Here is a 24,880-nt window from a genome sequence, read left to right as displayed (position 1 = left end):
CTTAAACAAGTTAAGCAAAGTAATTTATGAAATATTTAATCACCATTGTCGGTCCTACAGCGATAGGAAAAACAGCCTTGAGCATACAAATTGCTAATCACTTTAAATGCGATATCGTTTCTTGTGATAGCAGGCAGTTTTTTAAGGAAATGACTATCGGTACTGCTGTTCCCAATCCTGAGGAATTAGCAGCAGCAAAACATCATTTTATTCAAAATAAATCGATTTTTGAGAATTATACCGTTGGTGATTATGAAAAAGAAGCCATCAACTGTATTGAAGAATTATTCAAAACAAACGATTATGTAGTTTTAGTTGGTGGTTCAGGTTTGTATGTAAATGCTGTTTTAAAAGGTTTTGACGATTTCCCCGAAATAGATTCAGCTATCCGTGAAGAAGTAAATGCCAAATATGAAAAATTAGGAATTAACTATTTACAGGAGCAACTCAAAGAAAGAGATCCTAATTATTTCGAAAAAATAAATAATGAAAACCCACAAACCTTACTTAATCCGCAACGTATGATGCGCTTTGTAGAAGTTTGCATTGGAACCGAAAAACCTTATTCTTCTTTTTTAAACCAAAAGAAAAACGAAAGAAGCTTCACTCCTATTATCATCGGTTTGGAAGCCGATAGAAATATTTTGTACAACCGCATCAATCTGCGTGTGGACATTATGATGAATGAAGGTTTATTGGCAGAAGCCAAAGCTTTATATCCTTACAAAGAGTTAAATGCACTTCAAACAGTGGGTTACAGAGAATTATTTAGTTATTTTGACAAAGAACTCACTTTGGACTTTGCCATTGAAGAAATCAAGAAAAATACCCGTCGCTTTGCCAAAAGACAATTAACTTGGTTCAAACGTGAGGAAAACACCAAATGGTTTGATTATTTAACCAACAAAGAAGAAATTATTGATTACGTTCGTAACTACAAACAATAAACAAAAAACAACAAACAAATCAAAATGCCAATAGTAGCTAATTTCACTTCAATATACAGCAAAGAATATGAAATCAATTTTACCCAATGTTTGCCGTCAGGAAGTTTAAAATACACCGAATTATGCAATCTTTTGCAATTGACCGCAGCCGAACATGCCGAAATTGGTGGTATCAGCTTTAGTGATATGCAAGAATTTGATCAAGCCTGGGTTTTGAGTCGAATGCGTGTTGAAATTAGCGCTTTGCCCAAATGGAAAGATACAGTAACGGTAAAAACATGGATTAATAGCTTAGAAAATTCACGTTCGGTACGTGCTTTGGAAATGTACGTGAATGGTGAAAAAATGGTGGGTTGCGAAACTTTCTGGGCTGTTTTCAATACTCAAAAACGTCGTCCAGAATTATTAACTTTACCGCATGATCATTTTGAATTATATCCAGATGTACGGGCAACAGAAGAAGGTTTTTCTAAAATTGACATTAATCCTGAAAAGGAAGAAGTTTTTAGCAAAACGGTTATTTTATCTGACTTGGATATTGTTAATCATGTAAATAATGTCAAATACCTGGAATGGTGTATGGATTTGGTTGATGAAAATATTATTCTGAAACAAAAAGTCAAAAGTTTTGAAATGAATTTCATGAAAGAACTTTCGCTAAGAGATAAAGTAATGATTCATGAGAATGTATCCGATGATTGTATTGTTTTTAGTATTACCAAAGAAGATAAAAACTGCTATGCCTTGCAAATGAATTTGAAATGAATTTGAAATGAATTTGAAGTAAATTCTAAGAACAATCTAAAATTGTTATTTACAAAAAGTTATCATGCCAAACCAGATTGTCAGCTTGGTTTTTTCTATTTAACTTTAAAACAAAAAATTTAATAGTTATCGAAACTATTTTTCAAAATACCAACCCAATCCATTTATTAGCTAATGCTCATTCGCAAAAGGATTATATTCCTTTGGATTTATCCGTCTACAATTCTGAATTATCAAAAGTCAATCTAACAGATGCCGTTTCGGTTGAAAATTATATTGAAGAAAAAAGAAAACAATTCAATTCGAAAATTGCTTTTGGTGGCTATTTAGAAAAAAGAAATTTGTACCAAAGAAGTACTCATTTTAACAACGAAAGTACCGAAGAACGCAATATCCATTTAGGAATAGATTTATGGACAGCGGCAGGTACTCCAGTAATTTGCCCACTTGATGGAATCGTTCATAGCTTCAACAATAACACTGAAATTGGTGATTATGGCCCTACGATCATTTTAAAACATTCAATAAAAAAGGAAACTTTTTATACTTTATACGGACATCTTTCGTTAGAAAGTATAGAAAATCTAAAAATCGGAATGCCTTTTACAAAAGGAAACCAACTAGCAACATTAGGAATAGCTGAAATAAATGGGGATTATGCTCCGCATTTGCATTTTCAAATTATTAAAAATATTGGTGATTATAGAGGCGATTACCCTGGTGTTTGCAGTCAATCTAATTTAGATTTTTATAAAGAAAATTGCCCTGACCCTAATTTATTATTAAAAATTAAAATCTAAAATGAAAAAACTAATACTTATCTTAAGTCTGATAGTAGTTGTAGGATGTAAATCAAAAAAAGTTAATTACGACGAACCAAAAGAAAATGATATAGTAAAACTACCCTCTAACCAAATCAGTAGCAGTCAGAAAAACAAAGCTTATGAACTAGGTAAACGCGTATTAATGACATGTAACACTTCTAAATTCAAGCCTTTTACTAGTAACGAAGCTACACAAAGCGTAATCAACAACATAACAATTGATAAATTATCAAAAACTTGCACTAAATACCGAATGTGGTATGGCACATTTATAGACCTACAATTAGCAGAAGTATATCAAAATAAGGATAATAAAACTACTATTTATCGATTTAAAGCCATGTATACCAAAAAGGTAGCCAACAAAGAATTACGTGTTTTTATAAATGCTGAAAATTTAGTTTCGGCCATTAAAACCTCCGATTGGGTAGAAAATTACAAACCTTAAATTCGGAATAACTCGCCAAAAGCAACAGCTGCTTTATGTACCAAAACCGGCCAATCTTCTGCAGCATTATCATCAGCTCCATCAGAGATATATTTAAGACATAAAAAGGGAATTTCTTCATTTTTTGCAATTGTAGCTAGCGCATAAGCCTCCATATCAACTACATTGTATTTAGTTTCGATATGCCCCATTTCAAAACTATCCCCAGTTCCACATACTCCATGAGGTAGATTTTCTATTTGCAAACCATATTCTAAAACAGAAGGAATATTTGTATAAGGAGTTACATAACGTTCATAGCCCAATCCACTAACATCCATATCACGTTGCACAAATTGGGTACAACAAATCACATCTCCTTTTTGAAATTTACTACTTCCTGCCGAACCTAAATTAACAATCAATTCAGGTCTTTTTTGATGGATTGCTTTTGTTAATTGATACGAAGCATTTACTTTTCCTACACCAACAAACAAGGTGTTGTGTTTATCAAAAACCGCCGCTGCTTCCATTTCCAAAGCAAAAACAAAAAGTACATTTTCTAATAAAAATTGTTTGTTATTTATGATTATCATTACAATCAAATGTTTTATAAATTCACTAAACTCCAAATCGAGTTCTTATTATTGGCATCAAAATTACAAATAATTGACAGCCTGTTGAATCTCATTCACAAAATAAAAAAGCCATCATTGATTCAATCAAAGATGGCTCAAATTTTATAGAATGAATAAAATTTATTTTTTCATTTTTTCTTTTATAGCATTTTTCTCTGCCGTCATCTCTAAAGCTGAATACACTCCTGAAAGCGTTTTAGCAACATCTTCATTTTCAGGATCTAATTCATATGCTTTTTTCAAATAAGGTAAAACACTTCTAAACAAATCTTCTCTCTTCTTTTTCAAAACATCATATCTTTTCATGTCTTTATCAGAAGTACCTAATTTGTTCATTTCCTCAATTAGCACTTTTTCATTTTGCAATTTTAGAACTGCTAAATTGATATAAGCATTCAAATAATCCGGTTTTAATTCGATAGTTTTTTTATAATATTTCTCTGCTTCTTCATTATTATTATTATTTGCAGCAATTACACCCAAATTATAAATTAAAGCATAGTCGTTAGGATTTTTAGCCAATACATCATTTATGATTTGCTTGTATTTTTCAAAATCTTTTGTTTGCAAGTACAAATTAGCCTCTGTTAACTTTAATGAATTATCATCAGGGTTTGCTTTAACGGCATCAGCTACTGCTTGTTTAGCTTCTGCAATTTGACCTTTCTCCACTAAAATCAAAGCCATGTTCTTATAAATCTCACCTCTTTTTGAAGGGATTTCCTCTGTTCTTGGTTTTTCGTGTGTACCTAATTTTACCGCTTTGTCTCTTTCAGCAGCTGTAGCAAAATTATTCTCTTGATCATTTATTTTACTTACAGCAAGGTATTGCGTCATTTTCCCTGAATAATTTAATCTTTTTAATTCAGAATACAACTCCATTGCTTTATCATAATCTTTAGCATTTACATAAGTTGATGCAGCATAATACAAATTAATTGTATCTTTTTTGTCTAACATATAGGCTTCGTACAATTTTTTTGCCCCATCAATGTTATTATTCTCTTTAGTAGCAGCAACAGCACTATTAATTAATAAATTTTTGATTTTGTCAACTGAAGTTGCTGCTTGAGCAGAATATTTTAATTTGCCTGAAACTTTTTCAGCTTCGATTAGCTTTTTATATGCATTAGCTGCCAAAGTCATATTAGCATCGGCGTCAATTTTTTTATCTACAAGATCTAAATAAGCATTTCCTTCTAGAAAAAGATATTGGGCTTTTTCTTCATCAGTTGCAGCTGACATTACAGCATCAGCAGCTTTTAACAGGTTTAAAGTTTCTTTAGCATCACCTCCTTTTAAAGCTTTTTCAGCTGCTTTTAACTCTTTTTTCTGAGCAAAAGTTGCAAAAGAAAGCAATAAAGTTGATGTAAGCATTATAAATTTACCATTCATAATATTCATTTTTAAAATTTAATAATTGTTTAAATGTAGTTATTACTAATCTTCGTCATTTGAATCATCATCAGATTCATCGTCAATAATTTCTTCATCTTCCTCTTCCTCTTCATCGTCATCCTCTACTGGACCTTCATCTTCTAATACTTCTAAAACAGGTTTAACTCGCTCGATTGCTTCTGCTTGAATTACGTTTCCTTCTTCGTCAACAACCACTTCTTCTTCTTCGTCCTTCATTACTTTTGCAACAGCAGCAATAGAATCATTTCCTTTCAAGTTAATCAACTTCACACCTTGAGTTGCACGACCCATTACTCTTAGATCTTCAATAGCCATTCGGATAGTTAATCCTGATTTATTGATAATCATTAAGTCATCTGCATCCGTTACCGCAGAAATCGAAATTAAACTTCCTGTCTTTTCAGTAATATTAAGTGTTTTAACACCTTTACCTCCACGGTTTGTGATTCGGTATACATCTACACCATCATCTTCAACCAATTTAGTACGTTTACCGTATCCATTTTCAGTTACAACTAAAATTTGAGAATCACTAATTGCATCTTTATCAACAGTTACCATGCCAATTACTTCGTCTTTCTCGTCTTTCAGGGTAATTCCTCGAACACCAGAAGCAGTTCTTCCCATTGGACGCGTCTTCGTTTCTTCAAAACGAACTAACTTACCAGATTTAACTGCTAAGATAATTTGGCTTTCTCCATTAGTCAATTCAGCACCTAATAATTCATCACCTTCTTTAATCGTAATTGCAGCAACTCCATTAGCTCTTGGTTTAGAATATTTCTCCAAAGAAGTTTTCTTAACCTGACCTTGCTTAGTTACCATCACTAAGTTATGAGTCTTGATATAATCCTGATCTTTTAAATCTTGAGTACAAATGAAGGCTTTAACCTTATCATCACTTTCAATATTAATCAAGTTTTGGATGGCTCTTCCTTTAGCCGTTTTCGTTCCTTCAGGAATTTCATAAACACGCATCCAGAAACATTTTCCTTTTTGAGTAAAGAACATCATGTATTGGTGGTTTGTAGCCACAAACATATGTTCTAAGAAATCTTGATCTCTAGTTCCTGCACTCTTCTGTCCTACTCCTCCTCTGTTTTGCGTTTTGTATTCAGATAAGTTGGTACGCTTAATATAACCAGCGTGAGAAATTGTAATAACCACATTTTCATCTGCAATTAAATCCTCTATACTTACATCACCACCTGAATATTCAATTGTTGAACGACGTTCGTCACCATATTTGTCACGAATCTCGATTAATTCTTCTTTGATAACATTTGTTCTTAAGTTAACATCTGCTAATAAAGCTTTTAAATGCTCAATTAACTTCATTAACTCTTCATATTCAGCCCTTAACTTATCTTGTTCCAGACCTGTCAATTGACGCAAACGCATCTCAACAATTGCTCTAGCCTGAATATCGGAAAGATTGAATCTTTCGATTAATTTTTCACGAGCTTCTTCCGTATTCTTAGAACCTCTAATTAACGCAATTACTTCATCTATATTATCAGAAGCAATAATTAATCCTTCTAAGATATGCGCTCTTTCTTCTGCTTTGCGTAATTCGAATTGTGTTCTACGAATAACAACATCGTGGCGGTGTTCAACAAAATAATGAATCAGATCTTTCAGATTCAACATTTGTGGACGACCTTTTACCAATGCAATGTTATTAACACTGAAAGATGATTGTAATTGAGTAAACTTGAATAAAGTATTTAATACTACGTTTGGCGTTGCATCACGTTTCAAAATATAAACGATACGCATACCATTTCGATCCGATTCGTCACGAATATTGACTATTCCTTCAATTTTTTTCTCGTTAACTAAATCTGCAGTACGTTTAATCATATCTGCTTTGTTAACCTGATACGGGATTTCAGTAACAACAATACATTCTCTTCCTTCAACTTCCTCAAAAACAACTTTAGCACGCATTACAACACGTCCTCTACCCGTTTTGAATGCTTCACGAACACCCTCATAACCATAAATCACTCCTCCTGTAGGGAAATCTGGAGCTTTAATATGAGTCATTAACTCATCGATTTCAATATCATTGTTATCAATGTAAGCCAATGTACCATTTACTACTTCAGTAAGGTTGTGTGGAGGCATGTTTGTAGCCATACCTACTGCAATACCTGTCGCTCCATTTACTAATAAAGTAGGAACTCGTGTAGGCATTACTTTTGGCTCATACAAAGTATCATCAAAGTTCAATTGAAAATCAACCGTTTCTTTTTCGATATCAGCCAGAATTTCTTCTGAAATCTTTTTCATTCTAGCCTCGGTATAACGCATCGCAGCTGGACTATCACCATCTACAGATCCGAAGTTACCTTGACCATCAATTAACAAATAACGCATACTCCACTCCTGTGCCATACGCACCATAGTATCATATACAGATGTATCTCCGTGTGGGTGGTACTTTCCTAAAACTTCCCCAACAATTCTTGCCGATTTTTTATGAGCAGATCTTGAAGTTACTCCTAAATCATACATACCATAAAGTACTCTTCGATGCACAGGTTTCAAACCATCTCTAACATCAGGAAGCGCTCTGGATACAATTACCGACATCGAATAATCGATGTAAGCTGATTTCATTTCATCTTCTATGTTAATAGGAATTAACTTTTCTCCTTCAGACATAAGTTGTTATATTAATTAATTATATTCGTTTCAAAACGTGCCAATATACGGATTTTTGAAATTTCTAAAAGCTTTTCAAGCTACTAATTTCAACGATTTATTAACAAATTAACATTAGGTTTTGTTTACTAATTTCAAATAAAAATCAGGTGTTTTTATCATTTTTTTTGTCAATTAGCTAAAAGAAGTACTTGGGTACGGTTTTTGTTTTTCAATTAGTAATTCACTAAATTTACATTATTAGAAATAAATATTATGGATGACAATTTTTCACCAAGAGTAAAAGATGTTATTACCTACAGTAAAGAAGAAGCTTTACGACTAGGTCATGACTTCATTGGGACAGAACACTTGATGCTTGGTATCCTTAGAGATGGTAATGGGAAAGCAATACAGATATTAAACAATTTATCTATAGACCTTGATCATTTGCGTAGAAAGGTAGAAATCCTAAGCCCTGCAATCCCTGGAATAGACAACAATTTAGAAAAGAAAAACTTGCACTTGACCCGTCAGGCAGAGCGCGCGCTCAAAACAACCTTTTTAGAAGCTAAGGTTTTCCAAAGCCCATCGGTAAGTACAGCACACTTGTTGTTGTGTATTTTAAGAAACGAAAACGATCCTACAACCAAGCTATTGAATAAACTAAAAATAGATTACGATGTAGCTAAAGAACAATATTTAAATATGACACCAAACGAAGAAGAATTCTTAGAAAACTTACCAAGAGCTACTGACTCTTACAATGATGATTTAGGACAAGATGACAGTCTAAAAGAAGGCAATTTTAATAATCCTGCTAATAAGTCCAATAAAAAATCTAAAACTCCGGTTTTGGACAATTTTGGTAGAGATTTGACAGATATGGCCGAAGAAGGCAAACTTGATCCTGTGGTAGGACGCGAAAAAGAAATTGAACGTGTTTGCCAAATTTTGAGCCGTCGTAAAAAAAACAACCCTTTACTAATTGGTGAACCTGGAGTGGGTAAATCTGCTATTGCCGAAGGATTAGCATTACGAATCATCCAAAAGAAAGTTTCCAGAATTCTATTCAATAAACGAGTAGTTACCCTAGATCTAGCTAGCTTAGTTGCCGGTACTAAATACAGAGGACAGTTTGAAGAAAGAATGAAAGCTGTAATGAATGAGCTAGAAAAAAATGACGATATCATTCTTTTCATAGACGAGATTCACACTATTGTAGGCGCTGGAGGTGCTACTGGTTCTTTAGACGCTTCTAATATGTTCAAACCTGCATTAGCAAGAGGTGAAATCCAGTGCATTGGAGCTACAACATTAGACGAATACAGACAATACATAGAAAAAGATGGTGCTCTAGAAAGACGTTTTCAGAAAATTATTGTAGAACCTACTTCTGTAGAGGAAACAATTACCATTTTGAATAACGTTAAAAACAAATACGAAGACCACCACAATGTTACTTACACACCTGAAGCAATCGAAGCTTGTGTAAAATTAACAAATCGATACATGTCAGAACGTTTCTTGCCAGACAAAGCTATTGATGCAATGGACGAGGCTGGTTCTCGTGTACATATTACTAATATTGAAGTTCCAAAGAAAATATTAGACTTAGAACGTCAATTAGAAGAAATTAGAGAATTAAAAAATGCTGTTGTTAAGAAACAAAAATACGAGGAAGCTGCTAAACTTCGTGATGACGAAAAACGTCTTGAAAAAGATTTAGCAATTGCACAAGAACAATGGGAAGAAGACGCTAAAAGCAATCGTATTCAAGTAACAGAAGACAATGTTGCAGATGTTGTTTCTATGATGACTGGAATCCCTGTAAATCGTATTGCACAAACTGAAAGCAACAAGTTAGCTAAATTACCTGAACTTATTGAAAGTAAAGTAATTGGTCAAAAAGAAGCGGTTATTAAAATTGCGCGTTCAATTCAAAGAAATCGTGCTGGTTTAAAAGACCCTAACAGACCTATTGGATCATTTATCTTCTTAGGACAAACAGGGGTAGGTAAAACACAATTAGCAAAAGTTTTAGCAAAAGAATTATTCGATTCTGAAGATGCTTTAGTTCGTATCGATATGAGTGAATACATGGAGAAATTTGCTATTTCTCGTTTAATTGGAGCACCTCCAGGATACGTTGGTTACGAAGAAGGTGGACAATTAACAGAAAAAGTACGTAGAAAACCATATGCAGTTGTTCTTTTAGACGAAATCGAAAAAGCGCATCCCGATGTATTTAATATGTTATTACAAGTATTAGATGATGGTTTTTTAACTGATAGCTTAGGTAGAAAAATCGACTTTAAAAACACCATAATCATTATGACTTCTAACGTAGGAGCACGACAATTAAAAGATTTTGGTCAAGGAGTTGGTTTTGGAACAGCAGCTAAAGTTGCTCAGGCAGATGATAATTCGAAAAGTATCATTGAAAATGCTTTAAAGAAAACTTTTGCGCCAGAATTCTTAAACAGAATTGATGATGTAATTGTGTTTAATGCTTTAGAAAAACATGATATTGATTTAATTATCGAAATCGAGTTGAAAAAATTATATGCTAGAATTGCTGATTTAGGATATATCTTAAAACTTTCTGACGAAGCAAAAGCTTTTATTGCCGAAAAAGGTTTCGATAAACAATTTGGAGCAAGACCTCTTAAAAGAGCGATCCAAAAATACGTTGAAGATGCTTTAGCAGAAGAAATTATTACTTCTAAAATAGCTGCTGGTGACGAAATTTTCATGGATATCGAAGAAGGCACTCAAGAATTAAAAGTTAAAATTAACAAGGCAGGAGAAACAACTAATTTGTAACTCTTCCGAAAAAACATAACCAAACCCGTTACGTTTTCATAACGTAACGGGTTTATTCATTTAACATATTTCCCATCAATATAAATAACAAATAACTACATTTGAAGTTTGAAAACACAGACCAATTCAACCAATATCAAAATGAATAAATTAGTAGTAGGCAGCGAAGAATGGTGTTCTTTTCCTGAATTAGGAATTCCAATAATTAAAGCAAGAGTTGATTCTGGCGCAAAAACCTCTGCTCTTCATGCTATTAATATTGCTCCATTTATTAAAGATGATGCCAATTGGGTTAAGTTTGACATTAATCCTATCCAAAACAATTCAAAAACCATCATTCATTGTGAAGCTCCTTTGATCGACAAAAGAATTGTAAAAAGCTCAAGTGGCTATAGAGAACAACGCTATGTAATACAAACCAATCTTAAAATTGGAGAATCGGCATGGCCTATAGAAATGACACTAACAAACAGGGACACTATGGGCTTCCGAATGCTTTTGGGTCGTGAGGCAATGAGTGGCAGAATATTAGTTGATCCTGAGCAGCAATTCCTTTTAGGAGAACCCACAAACGACAGTATAAAAGAAATCTATAAAAATTCTGAAAAAGCACCTAGCGGATTACGTATAGGTTTGTTAGCCAGCAATCCTGAATTATATAGCAACAAAAGAATTATGGAAGCTGGAGAAATGCGTGGTCACGAAATGCATTTTTTAAACATCAAAGAATGCTACATCAAACTCGATGCTAAAAAACCTGAAATTCATTATAGAGGTGGTAAAATATTAAACGAATTTGACGCTATTATCCCTAGAATTCGACCAAGTATCACGTTTTATGGTTGCTCATTAACCAGACAATTCGAAGCCTTAAATGTATTTTGTTTGAATTCATCTACAGCTATTACACAATCAAGAGATAAATTGTTTTCATTGCAACTATTATTGCAAAGCGGCATTGGTATCCCGACGACAGGTTTCGCCAATTCTCCATTAGATACCGACGACTTAATCAAAATGGTGGGTGGTTCTCCTCTTATTATCAAATTATTAGAAGGAACTCAAGGTAAAGGAGTTGTATTAGCTGAAACTAAAAAAGCTGCTGAGAGCGTTATTAACGCTTTCAAAAGTTTAAATGCAAATATTCTTGTACAGGAATTTATTAAAGAGGCCAATGGAAAAGACCTTCGTCTGTTTGTTGTAGATGGAAAAGTAGTAGCCACCATCCAACGTGAGGCTATGTCTGGTGAATTTAGAGCAAATATTCATCTTGGAGGGACTGCTTCAGTTATTAAAGCTACATCCGAAGAGAAGAAAATTGCCATCAAAGCCGCAAAGGCTATGGATTTAAGAGTCGCCGGAGTAGACATTATCCGTTCTTCAAAAGGACCTTTACTATTAGAAGTAAATTCATCCCCAGGTCTTGAAGGAATCGAAACAGCAACCAATAAAGATATTGCAGGAGAAATGATTAGAGCAATTGAAAAAAACTTTAAAATTGAATCTAAACAGAAAGAACTATAAAGACAATTGAAACTAGAGCCAACAAAAGACCAACAAAATTTAGTTTTGATAACTTTTCTTTAAAAACAATAATTCCAACTACACTTCCTAAAAAAATAACTCCCATATTCATCCCTGCAAAAACAGTGGATGGATTGGTGGAGTACAACTGATGCGCTTTAAGATAAAAAAGAATATTCCCAAAATTCAAACATCCAACAAGCAATCCAAAAAGAAAATTTTTAATTTCAATTGTATTTTTCAATTTTAAGTTTTCATATACCACAATAATTGACATAATCAGTAGCGCAATTGCAAAGATTACAAATAAAGAAGTCGTATAGGGTACTAAAGTAAATGCGGCAACCTTTTTAAACAATATATCAATTACACCAAAACCTAAGAAAACTAAAATTGGATACTTCAAATTAGTATTTTCAACATCTGATGTTTTATACAAAACACAAAATAAAGCTAGAAAACCAATTACAATTCCGATAAGTTTTATCATAGAAAAAACCTCTCCAAAAACCAACCAGGCCGCAAGTATAGAAACAAACAGAGACAATCGCTGCGCCGCATCAGTCTTTACAATGCCAATGTTTTTGATAGAAGTAATTAAAAACATAAATACAACTGGTAACAAAACCCCTAAACTGCCATACAAAAATAAAGGAGCTTCAGTAGTAATTTTTTCCACCTTAGGAGAAAAAAAAGCATAACAAAGTAAGAGTGCAAAAACGTAATTAAACAGTACAATTTGTTTTGCATTAGTCGACCTTGATTTAGCAATTTTAAAAACAACCCCAACCGAAACGCTGCAAATCACACTTAAAAACAAATACAACATGACAATTTTTTAAAAACAATAATTCATAAAAAAGCCCCAAAAGTGTATACTATCGGGGCAATCTTAGCTTCAAAACTTTAATTATTAAGCCTTATTTTTAATTACCAATCGGAAACCTTCACCATGAATATTTAAAATTTCAACATCTTCATCTTGTTTCAAATATTTACGCAATTTGGCAATATAAACATCCATACTTCTAGAAGTAAAATAGTTGTCATCTCTCCAAATTTTAGTAAGAGCCAGTTCTCTTGGCATTAAATCATTCTCATGAAGAATTAACATTTTTAATAATTCATTCTCTTTTGGAGAAAGTTTAACTGGTTCTTCACCAGCAAAACTTAAGAAACGTAATTTAGAATTCAAATGGAATTTACCAATAGTGAACTCAAATGGTACTTGTTCTGTTTTGACATCAGAAGCTTTTCTTTGAATAATCGCTTTGATTTTCATCAATAGAACTTCAGAGTCAAAAGGCTTATTCAAATAATCATCAGCACCTGCTTTATATCCTTTTAAAACATCTTCTTTCATTGATTTAGCGGTAAGAAAGATAATAGGCACATCGGCATTTTTCTCTCTTATTTCTTTTGCTAATGTATAACCATCTTTATATGGCATCATTACATCCAGTATACACAAATCATAAGAATCTTTTTTAAACTTCTCAAAACCTTCCATACCATTTTTTGCTAAAGTAACATCAAAGTCATTTAACATCAAATAATCTTTCAATACAGCTCCAAAATTCAAGTCATCTTCTACTAAGAGAATTTTTTTATTGCTATTTTCCATAATCTAATTTATTAGAGGTAATTTTATAATGAAGGTACTTCCTTTTCCCTTTTCACTTTCTACATAAACTTGACCGTTATGGTCCTCTACTATTCTTTTTACATAAGCCAAGCCCAAACCATGACCTTTAACATTATGTAAATCACCAGTATGTTCTCGATAAAATTTTTCAAAAACCCTTTTTTGAGCCACCTTACTCATTCCTAATCCTTGATCTTTTACCTTTATGAGAATCATATCTTTGATATTCTCTGTATAAATATCTATTTGTGGATCTTCTGGAGAATATTTAATGGCATTTTCCAAAATATTCACAATAACATTTGTAAAATGCACTTCATTAATTAAAACAGTAGTTCGTACAGCTTCAAAATGATTTCTTATTACTCCTCCTCTGTCTTGCAAAATCAAATTTACATGCTCAATAGCATCATAAATAACATCTTCGACATTACTTGACCCTTTTTCTATATCTAATTCTTTTTTCTCTAGTTTAGAAATACGTAATACATTTTCTACTTGAGCATGCATTCGTTTATTTTCATCCCTAATCATTTGTAAATAGCGAAAAACTTTTTCCTTATCTTCAATAATCTTTGGGTTTTTAATAGCATCTAAAGCTAAATTTATGGTAGCGATAGGTGTTTTAAACTCATGCGTCATATTGTTTATAAAATCAGTCTTAATCTCCGATATTTGACGTTGACGGATCAACTGATTTAAAGCACTAGTGTATGCAATTAAAATAATTAACGTAAAGACGATCGATAAGATTGTTATACTTACTAATTCTGATAAAAGAAATCGCTTCTTCTGAGGAAAAGTAATTGATAATCGATATTTTTCATTCCCTTCATTATCTGATAAAATTGGAACGGAATAGGTAGCCTCTCTGTCAAAATGAAAACCATTTGATTTTATTTTGGTCTCACTTCCATTACTTAATATTGCAAACTCAAATTTTGTATCAACTCCATATACTTCTAATTCTTTTTTAATGAGTCTTTGTACGGTTTCCTTAGACACCCTTTCTTCCAAAGGCATTGCAGAAGCTATGTCTTTGAAAAAAATTTCAAACTGAGCATTACCTAAAATATCAAGATTTCCTGATTTTTCAACTTTTAAATCCGGCACCAAACTTTGTTGCAGACTAGATTTATCAACATTATTATTGTTATAAACCTCAGTAACTCTTTTAGAATTAAAAGTTTTAAAACGTTCACTACTAAATTTTTTATTAAATAAATCAGCCGTAATATCGTAATCTTCAGAAATGATACTATTAGAATAAACGATTGTTTTATTCGTTTTTAAATCTTTTTGAACGTAATATATCTCGGATAAATCTTCTTTTTTAGGCAGCTTACCTGTACTATCTTTATAACTATTGTATTTAGCATAAAAGTTATAAGCCTCTTGCTTTTCAATTTTATCAGCAACATTATCTATTACTTGAGTGACATGATAACCAAATTGATCATCATTGTTTTTAAAAGAGGTATTAAACCAATACACCTGAACAAGTATTATCCCTATCAGGGACAAACTCATCAAAAGAACAAGAAATCTAAAAAATAATTTATTCATCAAAACAAAATTAATATTTTAACATTATGCTTGATAATACATTAACCAAACATTAACATCTGGCGTTTCAATTAATTAATCGATAAAATTTTAAGAAATTCATCCATTTTTCGCTTTGCAAGATCAATATTTATATTTTCTATAACAAAATCACTCTTTGAAATACGTTCATCATCTGTCCATTGTGCCTTCATTCGATTCAAAATTTGCGTTCTTTCAGTATCATCTCTTTCTAAAACCCTTGAAATTCTGGTTTCTATTGGTGCTGTTACCGTTATTATTTTGTCAAAATCTGTATAACTACCGCTTTCAAATAAAATAGCGGATTCATAAAAAACTAAATTTGATTCTTGATGCTGTGTCTGCCAATTTTTAAAATCCTTCCTAACAGCAGGATGCACAATAGCATTTAAAGCTTTTAATTGAACGGGATCATTAAATACAATTTGAGCCAGTTTAGCTCTGTTTAATTGATTATTCTCAAAAATTTCTAGGCCAAATTTCTCTTTAATCGCATCTAGAACTTCTTGCTCCTGCATCACTTTCCTACCTGCATCATCAGCAATATAAACAGGATAACCTAAAGAAACTAAATAATTAGCTATTGTGGATTTACCACTGCCAATTCCTCCTGTTAAACCAATGATTTTGGGCTTCATTTTTTTACATTGAAAAATAAATTAGGAAAAGCGACTTCCGGTTTTTGTTTTAAAATAATCACTTTATAATAGGATTCCATAAAACCCATTCCGTAACCTAAAAATTGTTTCCAAACTGCTGTAACCGATAAATAACCAATTTTGACACTTCTATTTTGATAGGTTGAAACTAAAAAAATCATGAAAAAGTAAACACAATACAATTTAGCTAAAAAATCATAAGTAAATACCAATAAAGCAACAGAAAGTGCTAATCCGATAACGAAAAAAGTTGGAAAAAAGAAAGTTAACTTACTATACTGAGGATACCAACTATTTAAAATTGGTCTTGCTTTACCAAATTTATTCACCTGAATAGAAAATTTATCCCAATCAATCCTTCTTTTATGATATACATAGGCTGTAGGAATCAATCTTGTTTCAAAACCTAAATTCCATAAACGTATGGATAAATCTGGATCTTCTCCTGGATGAATATTCCCAAAACCTTTAGAAGCCTCAAATGCTTTACGAGAAATTCCCATATTAAAACTACGAGGTTGAAATTTTCCAATTTTTTCCGAACCTCCACGAATTCCTCCAGTAGTTAAAAAAGAAGTCATTGCAAAATTAATTGCTTTTTGAATATCCGAAAAACTTTTTAAAGCACGATCAGGACCACCAAAACAATCTACATAATTCTCTTTCAAGGCCTTATCTACCTCAGATAAATATTCAGATGGAATAATACAATCCGAATCAAAAATGATAAAATAGTCACCTTTTGCTACTTTCATTCCATAATTTCTAGAATCCCCAGGTCCTGAGTTTTCTTTAAAGTGATAAGCCATTGCGAGCTTACCTGCATATTTTCGGACTACATCATCACAACGAATAGAAGACCCATCTTCCACTATAACAACTTCAAAAGCTTCTTTATAATCTAATTTTGATAAACTATCCAAAAGTTCATCTACTTCATCCGGACGATTATATACAGGAATAATCAAAGAAAAATACATATTCTTAAAAAAGGTATTAATGATACAATATAAATGTAATTTTTTAACAAAGATAGACTTTAAACAACAATTCGCCTTAACTTTAAATGCTTTTTATACATTTAAAACTAAGGCGAATCACTAATTTATCTTTGTAATTTTTGTTGAAAATTATTGAGCTATGCTTTCAACCTGAACCATTTCGTCAGCTTCTGCTTTATAATCTACTCCAGCTAATTCAAAACCAAATAAGTTATAGAAATCATTTCTGTATCCTTCTAAATCACCTATTTCAGCTAAGTTTTCCGTTGTAGCTTCTGTCCATAATTTAGCCACATTAGCCTGAACATCTTCGCGCATTTCCCAATCGTCAATACGGATTCTTCCTTTTTCATCAACAGGAACTTCAGCACCTGTAAATAATCTTTGTTGATATAAACGTTGAATTTGTTCAATACACCCTTCGTGAATTCCTTTTTCTTTCATTGTTTTATACAATAAGGAAATATACAATGGAATTACAGGAATTGCCGAACTCGCTTGTGTCACTAATGCTTTATTAACAGAAACATATGCTTTACCGTTAATATCAGCTAAACTATCTGAAATGGTAAAAGCAGTAGCTTCTAAATGATCTTTAGCTCTACCAATTGTTCCTTTTCTATATACAGCCTCAGTTACCTCTGGCCCAATATAAGAATAGGCAACTGTTGTAGCTCCAGGTGCCAATAAATTTTCAGCTTTTAAAGCATCAATCCACATTGCCCAATCTTCTCCACCCATAACAGCGATTGTATTTTCGATATCATCACCAGAACATGGTTCGATAGAAACTTCTGAAACTTTTCCAGTATGAAAATCTACAGTTTTATTAGTAAAAGTTCCTCCAATTGGTTTCAAAACAGAACGGTGTGTAACTCCTGTATTAGGATTTGTACGTACTGGTGAAGCTAAACTGTAAATTACTAAATCAACCTGACCCAAATCGGCTTTAATTAAATCTAAAGTCTCTCTTTTTACCTCATTAGAGAAAGCATCTCCATTGATACTTTTTGCATATAAACCTGCTTTGTGAGCCTCTTTTTCAAAAGCCGCAGAATTGTACCATCCCGGTGAAGCCGTTTTACCAGGCATAGGTGGTTTTTCAAAAAACACTCCAATAGTAGCAGCATCAGAACCAAAAGCACTTGAAATTCTTGAAGCTAAACCAAATCCAGTAGAAGCGCCAATTACCAATACTTTTTTAGCACCATCAATTGCTCCTTTTGATTTAACATATTCAATTTGATTTTTAACATTTTGCTCGCATCCTGCAGGGTGTGCTGTCAAGCAAATAAATCCTCTCATTCTAGGTTCTATGATCATAATGTATCAATATTATATTTTAATTTTTTCTTTAAGCAATCTATGAACAACTTTAATCAAAAAGCTATTATTTTTGGTTGGCAAATATAGGGCAATTTTTTAGTTCAACAAGGCTTTCGCATGATTTAGAGCCGAATCAGAAATTATTGCACCCGATAACATTTGAGCAATTTCGACCACTCTTTCATCATCTGTCAATAATTTCAACTCCGATTGAGTATCATCACCTATCGTAGATTTTGAAACTTTAAAATGAGCATCTCCTTTTGCCGCAATTTGTGGTAAATGGGTAATAGCAAAAATTTGCATTGTATGACTCATTTGCTTCATAATCTCCCCCATTTTAATGGCAATTTCACCCGAAACTCCAGTGTCAATTTCGTCAAAAATTAATGTTGGTAATTTGGAGTATTGTGCCAAAATCGCTTTAACAGCCAACATTATACGCGACATTTCTCCTCCTGAAGCTACTTTTTTCAGTAAACCAAAATCAGTTCCTTTATTAGCCGAAAATAAAAATTGTATTTCGTCTTTTCCGTTTGCAAAATAACTTTCTCCTTGAGTAACTTCAATATTAAAGCGAGAGTTAGGCATTCCAAGTGTAGCCAAAATTCCAATCATTTTTTCAGACAAAAGAGGAATCGCTTCTACCCTGTTATTGTGAATGGTATTGGCTAAAAGATCTAATTGAGTAGTTTTTTGAATAATTTCAGCATTCAAATGAGCAATTTCCTCTTCAATATTTCCTAATTCAACGACTTCATTTTCTAATTGCGATTGAATTTCTAATAATTCCTCAACCGTAGCTACTTGATGTTTCTTTTGTAAATTGTAAATTAGTTGCAATTTTTGATTAGTTTGTTCCAATTGTTCTGGATCCAAAACAATTTTTTCTGAACAACTATTCATTTCACTAGAAATATCATCAAATTCAATTGATAAACTTATAATTCGCTCCAACAATTCCTGATATTCGGGTGCAAAAGACGCAATTTTAGAAAGTGCATTTTTAATCTCTTTCAAATTTCCGGAAACACCAAATTGCTCTTCGTTGGCAATAGCTAAAGATTTGTCAATAGCCTCTCGAATACTTTCAACATTATTAAGTTTTTCAAAAACACTTTCTAATTCTTCCTGTTCCCCAGCTTTTAATTGAGCAGCTTGCAATTCGTTCAATAAAAAAGTATGATACTCTTTTTCTTTATTAGATTCACTTTGTTTTTTTATGAGCGAATTCAATTTTGACTTATCCGATTTATAACTTTTAAGAAGTGACTGATATTCCGTGATAATCTCTTGATTCACTGCAATTGCATCGATAATATCAAACTGTACGTTTTCATCTGTCAATTCTCTGGTTTGTTGTTGCGAATGTATGTCAATTAAAAACAAACCTAAATCCTGCAATTCTTGTAAGTTTACTGGACTGTCATTCACAAATGCACGTGATTTTCCTGAAGGTAGAATTTCTCTTCTTATTATCGTTTCTTCTTCATAATCCAAATCATTTGCTTCGAAAAAAACTTTTAAATTGTATTTTGAAATATCAAACTGTGCTTCGATAATGCATTTTTCTTCTTTATTTTTTAAAGAGGTTAAATCAGCTCTTTTCCCTAAAACCAATCCTAAAGCGCCTAATATAATCGATTTTCCTGCTCCTGTTTCACCAGTAATAATTGAAAATCCTTTAGAAAAATCAATCGTCAATCTCTCAATTAAAGCATAATTTTTTATTGATAGCGCAGTAATCATTACTTGTATTTATTATGGGTTTTGTAAAGAAATTTTAAATTTCAAAAAAATTAATATTTAAGAGCAGCCCATTTGCTAGAATTAATAGGCGAAATTTTATTCAAATTATCAACTAAATCAGTGATATTAATACTTGGCCCTCCTGTAAAAATGGATGCTATTTCATCTGATTTGGCATCAAAAAAAATACGGGTTAGATACGCATTAGGCTTTGAATTATATAATTTATTCAGTCCTAAAATGGCTGTTTTCACTTTTTCTTTAGCAGTCTTCACATTATCAGTCATAATATCCAATCCTTGGTGATAATCGAAAACCGTTTTTCGAATTTCAGTATAGGTAGGCGACAATAAATCGTTGATTAAAAAATAGCGATTTTGGTTTCCGTCTAATTGACTCCAGCCTTTATATCCACTTTGCTGCGCGACAGTTGCGATAGTTTGTGCAATTTGAAAATTTTCATCACCAGCTTTCATTTCAAAAGTATCGCGATCAGCACCTAAAATAATGTAGGTATAAAAAGAAATCACAGAAATTAAATTCGTTTGAAAAGTATTTACATTAAATACTAAATTTTCAAATTCAGTATACGTAAAACCAAATTCTTTATCATTGATATTTAATACCGGAGTTTCATAAGACGAATTGAATACAGGTCGAGAAGATTGAACTTGAATAGTAGCAACAAATTGATCCGAACTATGCGACATCAAAGTGATATACATCGAACAATTAATTTTTTCCTGTTGTTTAAAATTTTGTCCTGTCCAATCTGTCTTATTGACAAATTCATTGAGGGAAGTTTCCAGCGTTTTATAGATTTGCTGGTTGGGATTACCCATTTTTTGCGCATTAACAGTTACAGTGCAGTTCAATTGTTGCCCATGAACAAAACCAAAACTAAAAAACAAAAAAAAGACCACTATCTTATTCATAAAAATGCGCTATTACTTTATTTATAATGTCATCAGCAACTGCTTCTTTGGATTTTAACTCCATCGGTTCAATAGTAAATTCTTTATCAATAAAAGTAACTTTGTTTGTCATTTTTTGAAAACCAGCACCTTCATCTTGCAAAGAATTTAAAACAATCAAATCTAAGTTTTTTTTCTGAATTTTAGCCTTTGCATTCTCAATTTCATTTTCAGTTTCTAATGCAAAACCAATTAAATATTGGTGTTTTTTATTTTCTCCAAATGAGGATAATATATCTTTAGTTTTCTCTAATTCGATTACGAAATTTTCGGCTGCTTTTTTAATTTTTTGATCCGCCACATTTTTAGGTCTATAATCTGCAACGGCGGCTGCAGCTATTGCCACATCAACATCAGCATAATATTGATGACAGGCATCATACATTTGTTGAGCAGAAACTACCTTAACAAGTTTAATCAAAGAATGAGTAGTCTCACAATGCGTAGGTCCTGAAATTAATATTACCGATGCGCCTAAATTTGCGGCACTTTTAGCAATATCAAAGCCCATTTTTCCAGAAGAATGATTTCCAATAAAACGAACGGGATCGATAGCCTCATAAGTAGGACCAGCTGTAATTAAAATTTTCTTTCCTTTTAAAGGTAATTTACTTTCTAAATCGGCTTCCAGAAAAGCAACAATATTTTCGGGTTCAGCCATTCTTCCTTCTCCAGACAAACCACTGGCTAATTCTCCGCTTTCGGCAGGAATCATGATATTACCAAATTGTTGTAAGGCTTTAAAACTAGCAATTGTAGAAGGATGTTTGTACATATCTAAATCCATTGCTGGCGCAAAATACACAGGACATTTAGCTGAAAGATAAGTAGCTATAAGTAGATTGTCACAAGTACCATATGCCATTTTTGACAAGGTATTTGCAGTTGCAGGAGCAACAATCATTACATCTGCCCAAAGTCCAAATTCTACATGATTATTCCATTTTTCATCTTCATCGTCTTGATTGTAAAATGTAGAGTAAACTGGATTTTTAGATAAGGTAGATAATGTAAGTGGGGTTACAAAATCCTTAGAAGCAGGTGTCATTATCACTTGGACATGTGCACCTGCTTTTATAAAAAGTCGAACTAAAGACGCTGTTTTATAGGCGGCAATTCCGCCAGAAACACCTAGCAAAATTTTTTTACCGCTTAAAACTGACATCTTATCTTATTTATTTGATTCTCTGTAATAAATTTTACCATCTAACCATTCTTGAACTGCTAAAGCATGTGGTTTTGGTAATTTTTCATAGAATTTTGAAACCTCGATTTGCTCTTTGTTTTCAAAAACTTCTTCAAGACTGTCATTATAGGTAGCAAACTCTTCTAATTTTTCAGTCAATTCTTTTTTGATTTCAGAATTGATTTGGTTTGCTCTTTTAGCCATAATGGTAATTGCTTCATACACATTTCCAGTAGGTTGCTCAATAAGCGTTTTGTTATACGTTATTGTGTTTACTGGAGCATTCGTCTTTTTTAAATCCATGACTTTATTATTTAGTATATTTTTGTAATTCTTGTTCAACTCGAGCATACATTTCGTCTGCCTTTTCTTTATATTTAGTATCTCCTTTAAATTTAATTAAATTTTGATACGAAACTTTTGCAACATTTAATCGGTCTTTCATTTTATCAGGTATACTATTAATACCTAATTGATAAGCAGATTCAAATTTATAATACAAAGCATCTTCTTTGTATTTTGTACCAGGATAATCAATTAAAAAATTATCGAAAGCAACAATAGCCGATTTAAAATCAGAAATGGTATTATAACCTTTTGCATTTTCATACACTTTTTTCTCGATTTTTTCCGATAATTCTTTTGTCAATATATTAGCTTCGCCTAAATACTCTGAATTAGGAAAACGATCGATAAAACCTTGCATTTTTTCAATAGCTTTAAATGTATCAGCCTGATCTAAACTATATACTGGCGATAAGATAGCATAACTTTTTGCTGCTAAAAAAGAAGCTTCTTGTATTTTTTCACTTTTAGGATAACTAGAAGCAAAACTTTCAAACTGATAAGCTGCCAAATAAAATTGCTTTGTTTTATAGTACGATTGTGCAAACATATAAAACATCTTTTCTGCCTGAGGTTTTCCTCTATACTCCGTTGCTATTTGTTCAAATAAACGTAATGCTTTTGTATATTTTGCCTGACCATATAAAGTATCAGCCATTTTATATTTAACCGAAACATCTTCACTTTTTAAAGCTTTTTGATATTCATTACATGAACCGAAAAGAACAACAAGAAGCAAAAAGGATACAATTTTTTTCATTATTTTGTGTGTTTTACTTATAAAAGGCAACGTTAGCCTATAAAAAATCATACCGAAGATTCGGTGGCAAATTTAGTTATTAATTTAGCGACTACAAAATATTTCTTTATTTAAAAAAATACTCGCAAATACTCCTATTTATTGATGGTATTTACAAAATTAGCAATTCTTTGTTGCAAATCTTCATCTACCGATACAAGTGGTAAACGAACCGTGTTTTCTGAAATACCTAATTCTTTAAATACCTGTTTAATACCAGCTGGATTTCCTTGTTCAAAAATCATATCAATACAATCTGATAATAAATATTGTAGTTTGTAGGCTTCATCAACTTTACGGTTTAAACCTAATCGAATCATCTCAGAAAACTCTTTTGGATACCCTTGCCCTATAACAGATATTACTCCTGAACCACCAGCCAAAACAGTAGCCAAAGCGGTCATATCATCTCCAGAAATCACATGAAAACCTGCTGGTTTGTCTTTTATTAATTGCATCGCTTGGACTATATCCCCAACAGCCTCTTTAATCCCTACGATATTTTCAAAATCATTTGCTAAACGCAAAACTGTTTTTGGCAACATATTACTCGATGTTCTACCTGGTACATTATAAATCACAACAGGAATTGGAGAAGCTTCGGCGATGGCTTTAAAATGCTGATAAATTCCTTCCTGAGTAGGTTTATTGTAGTAAGGAGATACAGATAAAATAGCTTCAAAAGGAGACATATCTCTTGTTTTTAACTCCTCAACAACTTTCATCGTATTATTTCCACCCACACCTAGAACTAATGGCAAACGACCGTTATTAGCCTCAATAACTGTTTTAATTACCAACTCTTTCTCTTCATTATTTAAAGTCGCATTTTCAGCAGTTGTTCCTAAAATTACTAGATATTCAACTCCACCATCCACAGATAAATTCACGATTCTTATTAAAGCTTCAGTGTCAATTGAAAAATCTTCTTTGAAAGGAGTCACAAGAGCAACACCTGTTCCTATTAATGATTGCATGTTATAGATTATATTTTGTTTAAAATTTTTAAATACCTAAATAATTCTCGAACAAAAACTTTATAATTTCCCAGATTAGTAGTAATCATAAAATTATTCAAGCGCTTGTCTATACTCGAAAAACCAACTTTAAATTTGGCTTTCGATTGACTTGAAACAACAAGTAAAATTGCTTTTTCAACATCATAATAATTAACTAATAAATCAAAATTCTTTTCTAGAAATTCATTCACCTCTTTACTAGTGATTTTTGCTTTTCTATCTAAAAAACCCGATTCTAATCTAACTACTCTAACAGCAAAATCTGCTGTGCTTTTACTTTTAAAAAGGAGTAATTCTATATCTTCTTTGGCTATATCATTAGCGATGATTTCATCAATTAAAGATTGTGTTTCTTTAAAATAACTCTCATCAACAATTAATCCTACTGTTTTTATGAAACCCAAATCAGAATCTAAATTCGCAGTAAGTAAACTACTTTTAATTTTTTTCTTAACTAAAAATTCTTTCAAGTAATTTATAACCATAACTTATTTTATAAGCAAACAAAATTAATTAATTAAGTCAGACTAAAGGCGGCAAATCTAAAAAAGTATAATGATGATTTAAAACT

The 24,880-nt window shown here is 32.1% G+C and carries 22 protein-coding genes; 6 read left to right on the top strand and 16 right to left on the bottom strand.

Annotation, left to right across the window (positions count from 1 at the left end):
* The first annotated feature begins 26 nt into the window (after nt 1-26).
* The 4 genes from miaA to ACFPTQ_RS09380 all read left to right on the top strand — a co-directional run bounded on the left by miaA (nt 27) and on the right by ACFPTQ_RS09380 (nt 2,984).
* Nucleotides 27-947, top strand: a complete 921-nt coding sequence (gene miaA / locus ACFPTQ_RS09395; RefSeq protein WP_379776756.1) for a tRNA (adenosine(37)-N6)-dimethylallyltransferase MiaA — start codon at nt 27-29, stop codon at nt 945-947.
* Between the two features lie 24 nt (nt 948-971).
* Nucleotides 972-1,712: an acyl-[acyl-carrier-protein] thioesterase gene (locus ACFPTQ_RS09390; RefSeq protein ID WP_379776753.1), complete on the top strand. Its 741-nt coding sequence runs from the start codon at nt 972-974 to the stop codon at nt 1,710-1,712.
* A 203-nt stretch (nt 1,713-1,915) separates the two neighbouring features.
* Nucleotides 1,916-2,512, top strand: coding sequence for a peptidoglycan DD-metalloendopeptidase family protein (locus ACFPTQ_RS09385; RefSeq protein ID WP_379776751.1), 597 nt, complete (start codon nt 1,916-1,918; stop codon nt 2,510-2,512).
* 1 nt (nt 2,513) lies between these two features.
* Nucleotides 2,514-2,984 (top strand): hypothetical protein, encoded by a 471-nt coding sequence (locus tag ACFPTQ_RS09380; RefSeq protein WP_379776748.1) that lies wholly within the window; start codon nt 2,514-2,516, stop codon nt 2,982-2,984.
* On the opposite strand, the gene ACFPTQ_RS09375 is transcribed toward ACFPTQ_RS09380, so the two are convergent.
* From ACFPTQ_RS09375 to gyrA, 3 genes are all read right to left on the bottom strand, one after another.
* Nucleotides 2,981-3,559 carry a nucleosidase gene (locus ACFPTQ_RS09375; protein WP_379776746.1) on the bottom strand — a complete coding sequence of 193 codons (579 nt, stop codon included), beginning with the start codon at nt 3,557-3,559 and terminating at the stop codon, nt 2,981-2,983. The genes ACFPTQ_RS09380 and ACFPTQ_RS09375 overlap by 4 nt on opposite strands.
* Nucleotides 3,560-3,721: 162 nt before the next feature.
* Entirely contained in the window at nt 3,722-4,996 is a 1,275-nt protein-coding gene (locus ACFPTQ_RS09370) for a tetratricopeptide repeat protein (protein ID WP_379776744.1), read from the bottom strand.
* Between the two features lie 45 nt (nt 4,997-5,041).
* Nucleotides 5,042-7,690, bottom strand: coding sequence for a DNA gyrase subunit A (gene gyrA, locus ACFPTQ_RS09365; RefSeq protein WP_379776742.1), 2,649 nt, complete (start codon nt 7,688-7,690; stop codon nt 5,042-5,044).
* Between the two features lie 255 nt (nt 7,691-7,945).
* On the opposite strand from gyrA, the gene ACFPTQ_RS09360 reads away from it, so the two are divergent.
* Together ACFPTQ_RS09360 and rimK are read left to right on the top strand one after the other, a co-directional pair.
* Nucleotides 7,946-10,495 carry an ATP-dependent Clp protease ATP-binding subunit gene (locus tag ACFPTQ_RS09360; protein WP_379776739.1) on the top strand — a complete coding sequence of 850 codons (2,550 nt, stop codon included), beginning with the start codon at nt 7,946-7,948 and terminating at the stop codon, nt 10,493-10,495.
* A 141-nt stretch (nt 10,496-10,636) separates the two neighbouring features.
* Nucleotides 10,637-12,019 carry a 30S ribosomal protein S6--L-glutamate ligase gene (rimK, locus tag ACFPTQ_RS09355; RefSeq protein ID WP_379776736.1) on the top strand — a complete coding sequence of 461 codons (1,383 nt, stop codon included), beginning with the start codon at nt 10,637-10,639 and terminating at the stop codon, nt 12,017-12,019.
* On the opposite strand, the gene ACFPTQ_RS09350 is transcribed toward rimK, so the two are convergent.
* The 13 genes from ACFPTQ_RS09350 to ACFPTQ_RS09290 form a co-directional block, all read right to left on the bottom strand.
* Nucleotides 12,000-12,848 carry an EamA family transporter gene (locus ACFPTQ_RS09350; RefSeq protein ID WP_379776733.1) on the bottom strand — a complete coding sequence of 283 codons (849 nt, stop codon included), beginning with the start codon at nt 12,846-12,848 and terminating at the stop codon, nt 12,000-12,002. The genes rimK and ACFPTQ_RS09350 overlap by 20 nt on opposite strands.
* Before the next feature lie 84 nt (nt 12,849-12,932).
* Entirely contained in the window at nt 12,933-13,643 is a 711-nt protein-coding gene (locus tag ACFPTQ_RS09345) for a response regulator transcription factor (protein WP_278035547.1), read from the bottom strand.
* Nucleotides 13,644-13,646: 3 nt separating this feature from the next.
* On the bottom strand, nt 13,647-15,230 hold the full coding sequence (locus ACFPTQ_RS09340; protein WP_379777203.1) for a sensor histidine kinase: 1,584 nt from the start codon (nt 15,228-15,230) through the stop codon (nt 13,647-13,649).
* 71 nt (nt 15,231-15,301) lie between these two features.
* Entirely contained in the window at nt 15,302-15,889 is a 588-nt protein-coding gene (gene coaE, locus ACFPTQ_RS09335) for a dephospho-CoA kinase (RefSeq protein ID WP_379776729.1), read from the bottom strand.
* Complete coding sequence (locus tag ACFPTQ_RS09330; protein ID WP_379776726.1) at nt 15,886-16,890, bottom strand: glycosyltransferase; 1,005 nt, start codon at nt 16,888-16,890, stop codon at nt 15,886-15,888. Before ACFPTQ_RS09330 ends, coaE begins: the two co-directional genes overlap by 4 nt.
* Nucleotides 16,891-17,040: 150 nt before the next feature.
* Entirely contained in the window at nt 17,041-18,234 is a 1,194-nt protein-coding gene (gene fabV, locus ACFPTQ_RS09325) for an enoyl-ACP reductase FabV (protein WP_379776723.1), read from the bottom strand.
* Between the two features lie 99 nt (nt 18,235-18,333).
* Nucleotides 18,334-19,986, bottom strand: coding sequence for a DNA repair protein RecN (recN, locus tag ACFPTQ_RS09320; RefSeq protein WP_379776720.1), 1,653 nt, complete (start codon nt 19,984-19,986; stop codon nt 18,334-18,336).
* 50 nt (nt 19,987-20,036) lie between these two features.
* Nucleotides 20,037-20,921 (bottom strand): DUF4835 family protein, encoded by an 885-nt coding sequence (locus tag ACFPTQ_RS09315; protein WP_379776717.1) that lies wholly within the window; start codon nt 20,919-20,921, stop codon nt 20,037-20,039.
* The gene (gene coaBC, locus ACFPTQ_RS09310) at nt 20,914-22,125 is read right to left on the bottom strand and encodes a bifunctional phosphopantothenoylcysteine decarboxylase/phosphopantothenate--cysteine ligase CoaBC (protein WP_379776714.1); all 1,212 of its coding nucleotides are present in this window, start codon (nt 22,123-22,125) and stop codon (nt 20,914-20,916) included. Before coaBC ends, ACFPTQ_RS09315 begins: the two co-directional genes overlap by 8 nt.
* Before the next feature lie 6 nt (nt 22,126-22,131).
* Complete coding sequence (locus tag ACFPTQ_RS09305; RefSeq protein ID WP_278035539.1) at nt 22,132-22,449, bottom strand: DNA-directed RNA polymerase subunit omega; 318 nt, start codon at nt 22,447-22,449, stop codon at nt 22,132-22,134.
* Between the two features lie 7 nt (nt 22,450-22,456).
* Nucleotides 22,457-23,251 (bottom strand): outer membrane protein assembly factor BamD, encoded by a 795-nt coding sequence (locus tag ACFPTQ_RS09300; RefSeq protein ID WP_379776711.1) that lies wholly within the window; start codon nt 23,249-23,251, stop codon nt 22,457-22,459.
* A gap of 134 nt (nt 23,252-23,385) precedes the next feature.
* Nucleotides 23,386-24,267 (bottom strand): 4-hydroxy-tetrahydrodipicolinate synthase, encoded by an 882-nt coding sequence (dapA, locus tag ACFPTQ_RS09295; RefSeq protein WP_379776708.1) that lies wholly within the window; start codon nt 24,265-24,267, stop codon nt 23,386-23,388.
* An 8-nt stretch (nt 24,268-24,275) separates the two neighbouring features.
* Nucleotides 24,276-24,794 (bottom strand): DUF6913 domain-containing protein, encoded by a 519-nt coding sequence (locus tag ACFPTQ_RS09290; RefSeq protein WP_379776705.1) that lies wholly within the window; start codon nt 24,792-24,794, stop codon nt 24,276-24,278.
* Nucleotides 24,795-24,880: the final 86 nt, after the last annotated feature.

The sequence above is a fragment of the Flavobacterium sp. GCM10022190 genome, assembly GCF_042656445.1.
Taxonomy (GTDB): Bacteria; Bacteroidota; Bacteroidia; order Flavobacteriales; family Flavobacteriaceae; genus Flavobacterium; species Flavobacterium nitratireducens.
The sequence above is the reverse complement of the archived record's forward strand: the minus strand, read 5'-3'. Positions and strand labels throughout refer to the sequence as shown.

Coding starts and splice junctions, on each gene's coding strand:
- miaA (WP_379776756.1), top strand. CDS start 27: ATGAAATATTTAATCACCATTGTCGGTCCTACAGCGATAGGAAAAACA.
- ACFPTQ_RS09390 (WP_379776753.1), top strand. CDS start 972: ATGCCAATAGTAGCTAATTTCACTTCAATATACAGCAAAGAATATGAA.
- ACFPTQ_RS09380 (WP_379776748.1), top strand. CDS start 2,514: ATGAAAAAACTAATACTTATCTTAAGTCTGATAGTAGTTGTAGGATGT.
- ACFPTQ_RS09375 (WP_379776746.1), bottom strand. CDS start 3,559: ATGATAATCATAAATAACAAACAATTTTTATTAGAAAATGTACTTTTT.
- ACFPTQ_RS09370 (WP_379776744.1), bottom strand. CDS start 4,996: ATGAATGGTAAATTTATAATGCTTACATCAACTTTATTGCTTTCTTTT.
- gyrA (WP_379776742.1), bottom strand. CDS start 7,690: ATGTCTGAAGGAGAAAAGTTAATTCCTATTAACATAGAAGATGAAATG.
- ACFPTQ_RS09360 (WP_379776739.1), top strand. CDS start 7,946: ATGGATGACAATTTTTCACCAAGAGTAAAAGATGTTATTACCTACAGT.
- rimK (WP_379776736.1), top strand. CDS start 10,637: ATGAATAAATTAGTAGTAGGCAGCGAAGAATGGTGTTCTTTTCCTGAA.
- ACFPTQ_RS09350 (WP_379776733.1), bottom strand. CDS start 12,848: ATGTTGTATTTGTTTTTAAGTGTGATTTGCAGCGTTTCGGTTGGGGTT.
- ACFPTQ_RS09345 (WP_278035547.1), bottom strand. CDS start 13,643: ATGGAAAATAGCAATAAAAAAATTCTCTTAGTAGAAGATGACTTGAAT.
- ACFPTQ_RS09340 (WP_379777203.1), bottom strand. CDS start 15,230: ATGAATAAATTATTTTTTAGATTTCTTGTTCTTTTGATGAGTTTGTCC.
- coaE (WP_379776729.1), bottom strand. CDS start 15,889: ATGAAGCCCAAAATCATTGGTTTAACAGGAGGAATTGGCAGTGGTAAA.
- ACFPTQ_RS09330 (WP_379776726.1), bottom strand. CDS start 16,890: ATGTATTTTTCTTTGATTATTCCTGTATATAATCGTCCGGATGAAGTA.
- fabV (WP_379776723.1), bottom strand. CDS start 18,234: ATGATCATAGAACCTAGAATGAGAGGATTTATTTGCTTGACAGCACAC.
- recN (WP_379776720.1), bottom strand. CDS start 19,986: ATGATTACTGCGCTATCAATAAAAAATTATGCTTTAATTGAGAGATTG.
- ACFPTQ_RS09315 (WP_379776717.1), bottom strand. CDS start 20,921: ATGAATAAGATAGTGGTCTTTTTTTTGTTTTTTAGTTTTGGTTTTGTT.
- coaBC (WP_379776714.1), bottom strand. CDS start 22,125: ATGTCAGTTTTAAGCGGTAAAAAAATTTTGCTAGGTGTTTCTGGCGGA.
- ACFPTQ_RS09305 (WP_278035539.1), bottom strand. CDS start 22,449: ATGGATTTAAAAAAGACGAATGCTCCAGTAAACACAATAACGTATAAC.
- ACFPTQ_RS09300 (WP_379776711.1), bottom strand. CDS start 23,251: ATGAAAAAAATTGTATCCTTTTTGCTTCTTGTTGTTCTTTTCGGTTCA.
- dapA (WP_379776708.1), bottom strand. CDS start 24,267: ATGCAATCATTAATAGGAACAGGTGTTGCTCTTGTGACTCCTTTCAAA.
- ACFPTQ_RS09290 (WP_379776705.1), bottom strand. CDS start 24,794: ATGGTTATAAATTACTTGAAAGAATTTTTAGTTAAGAAAAAAATTAAA.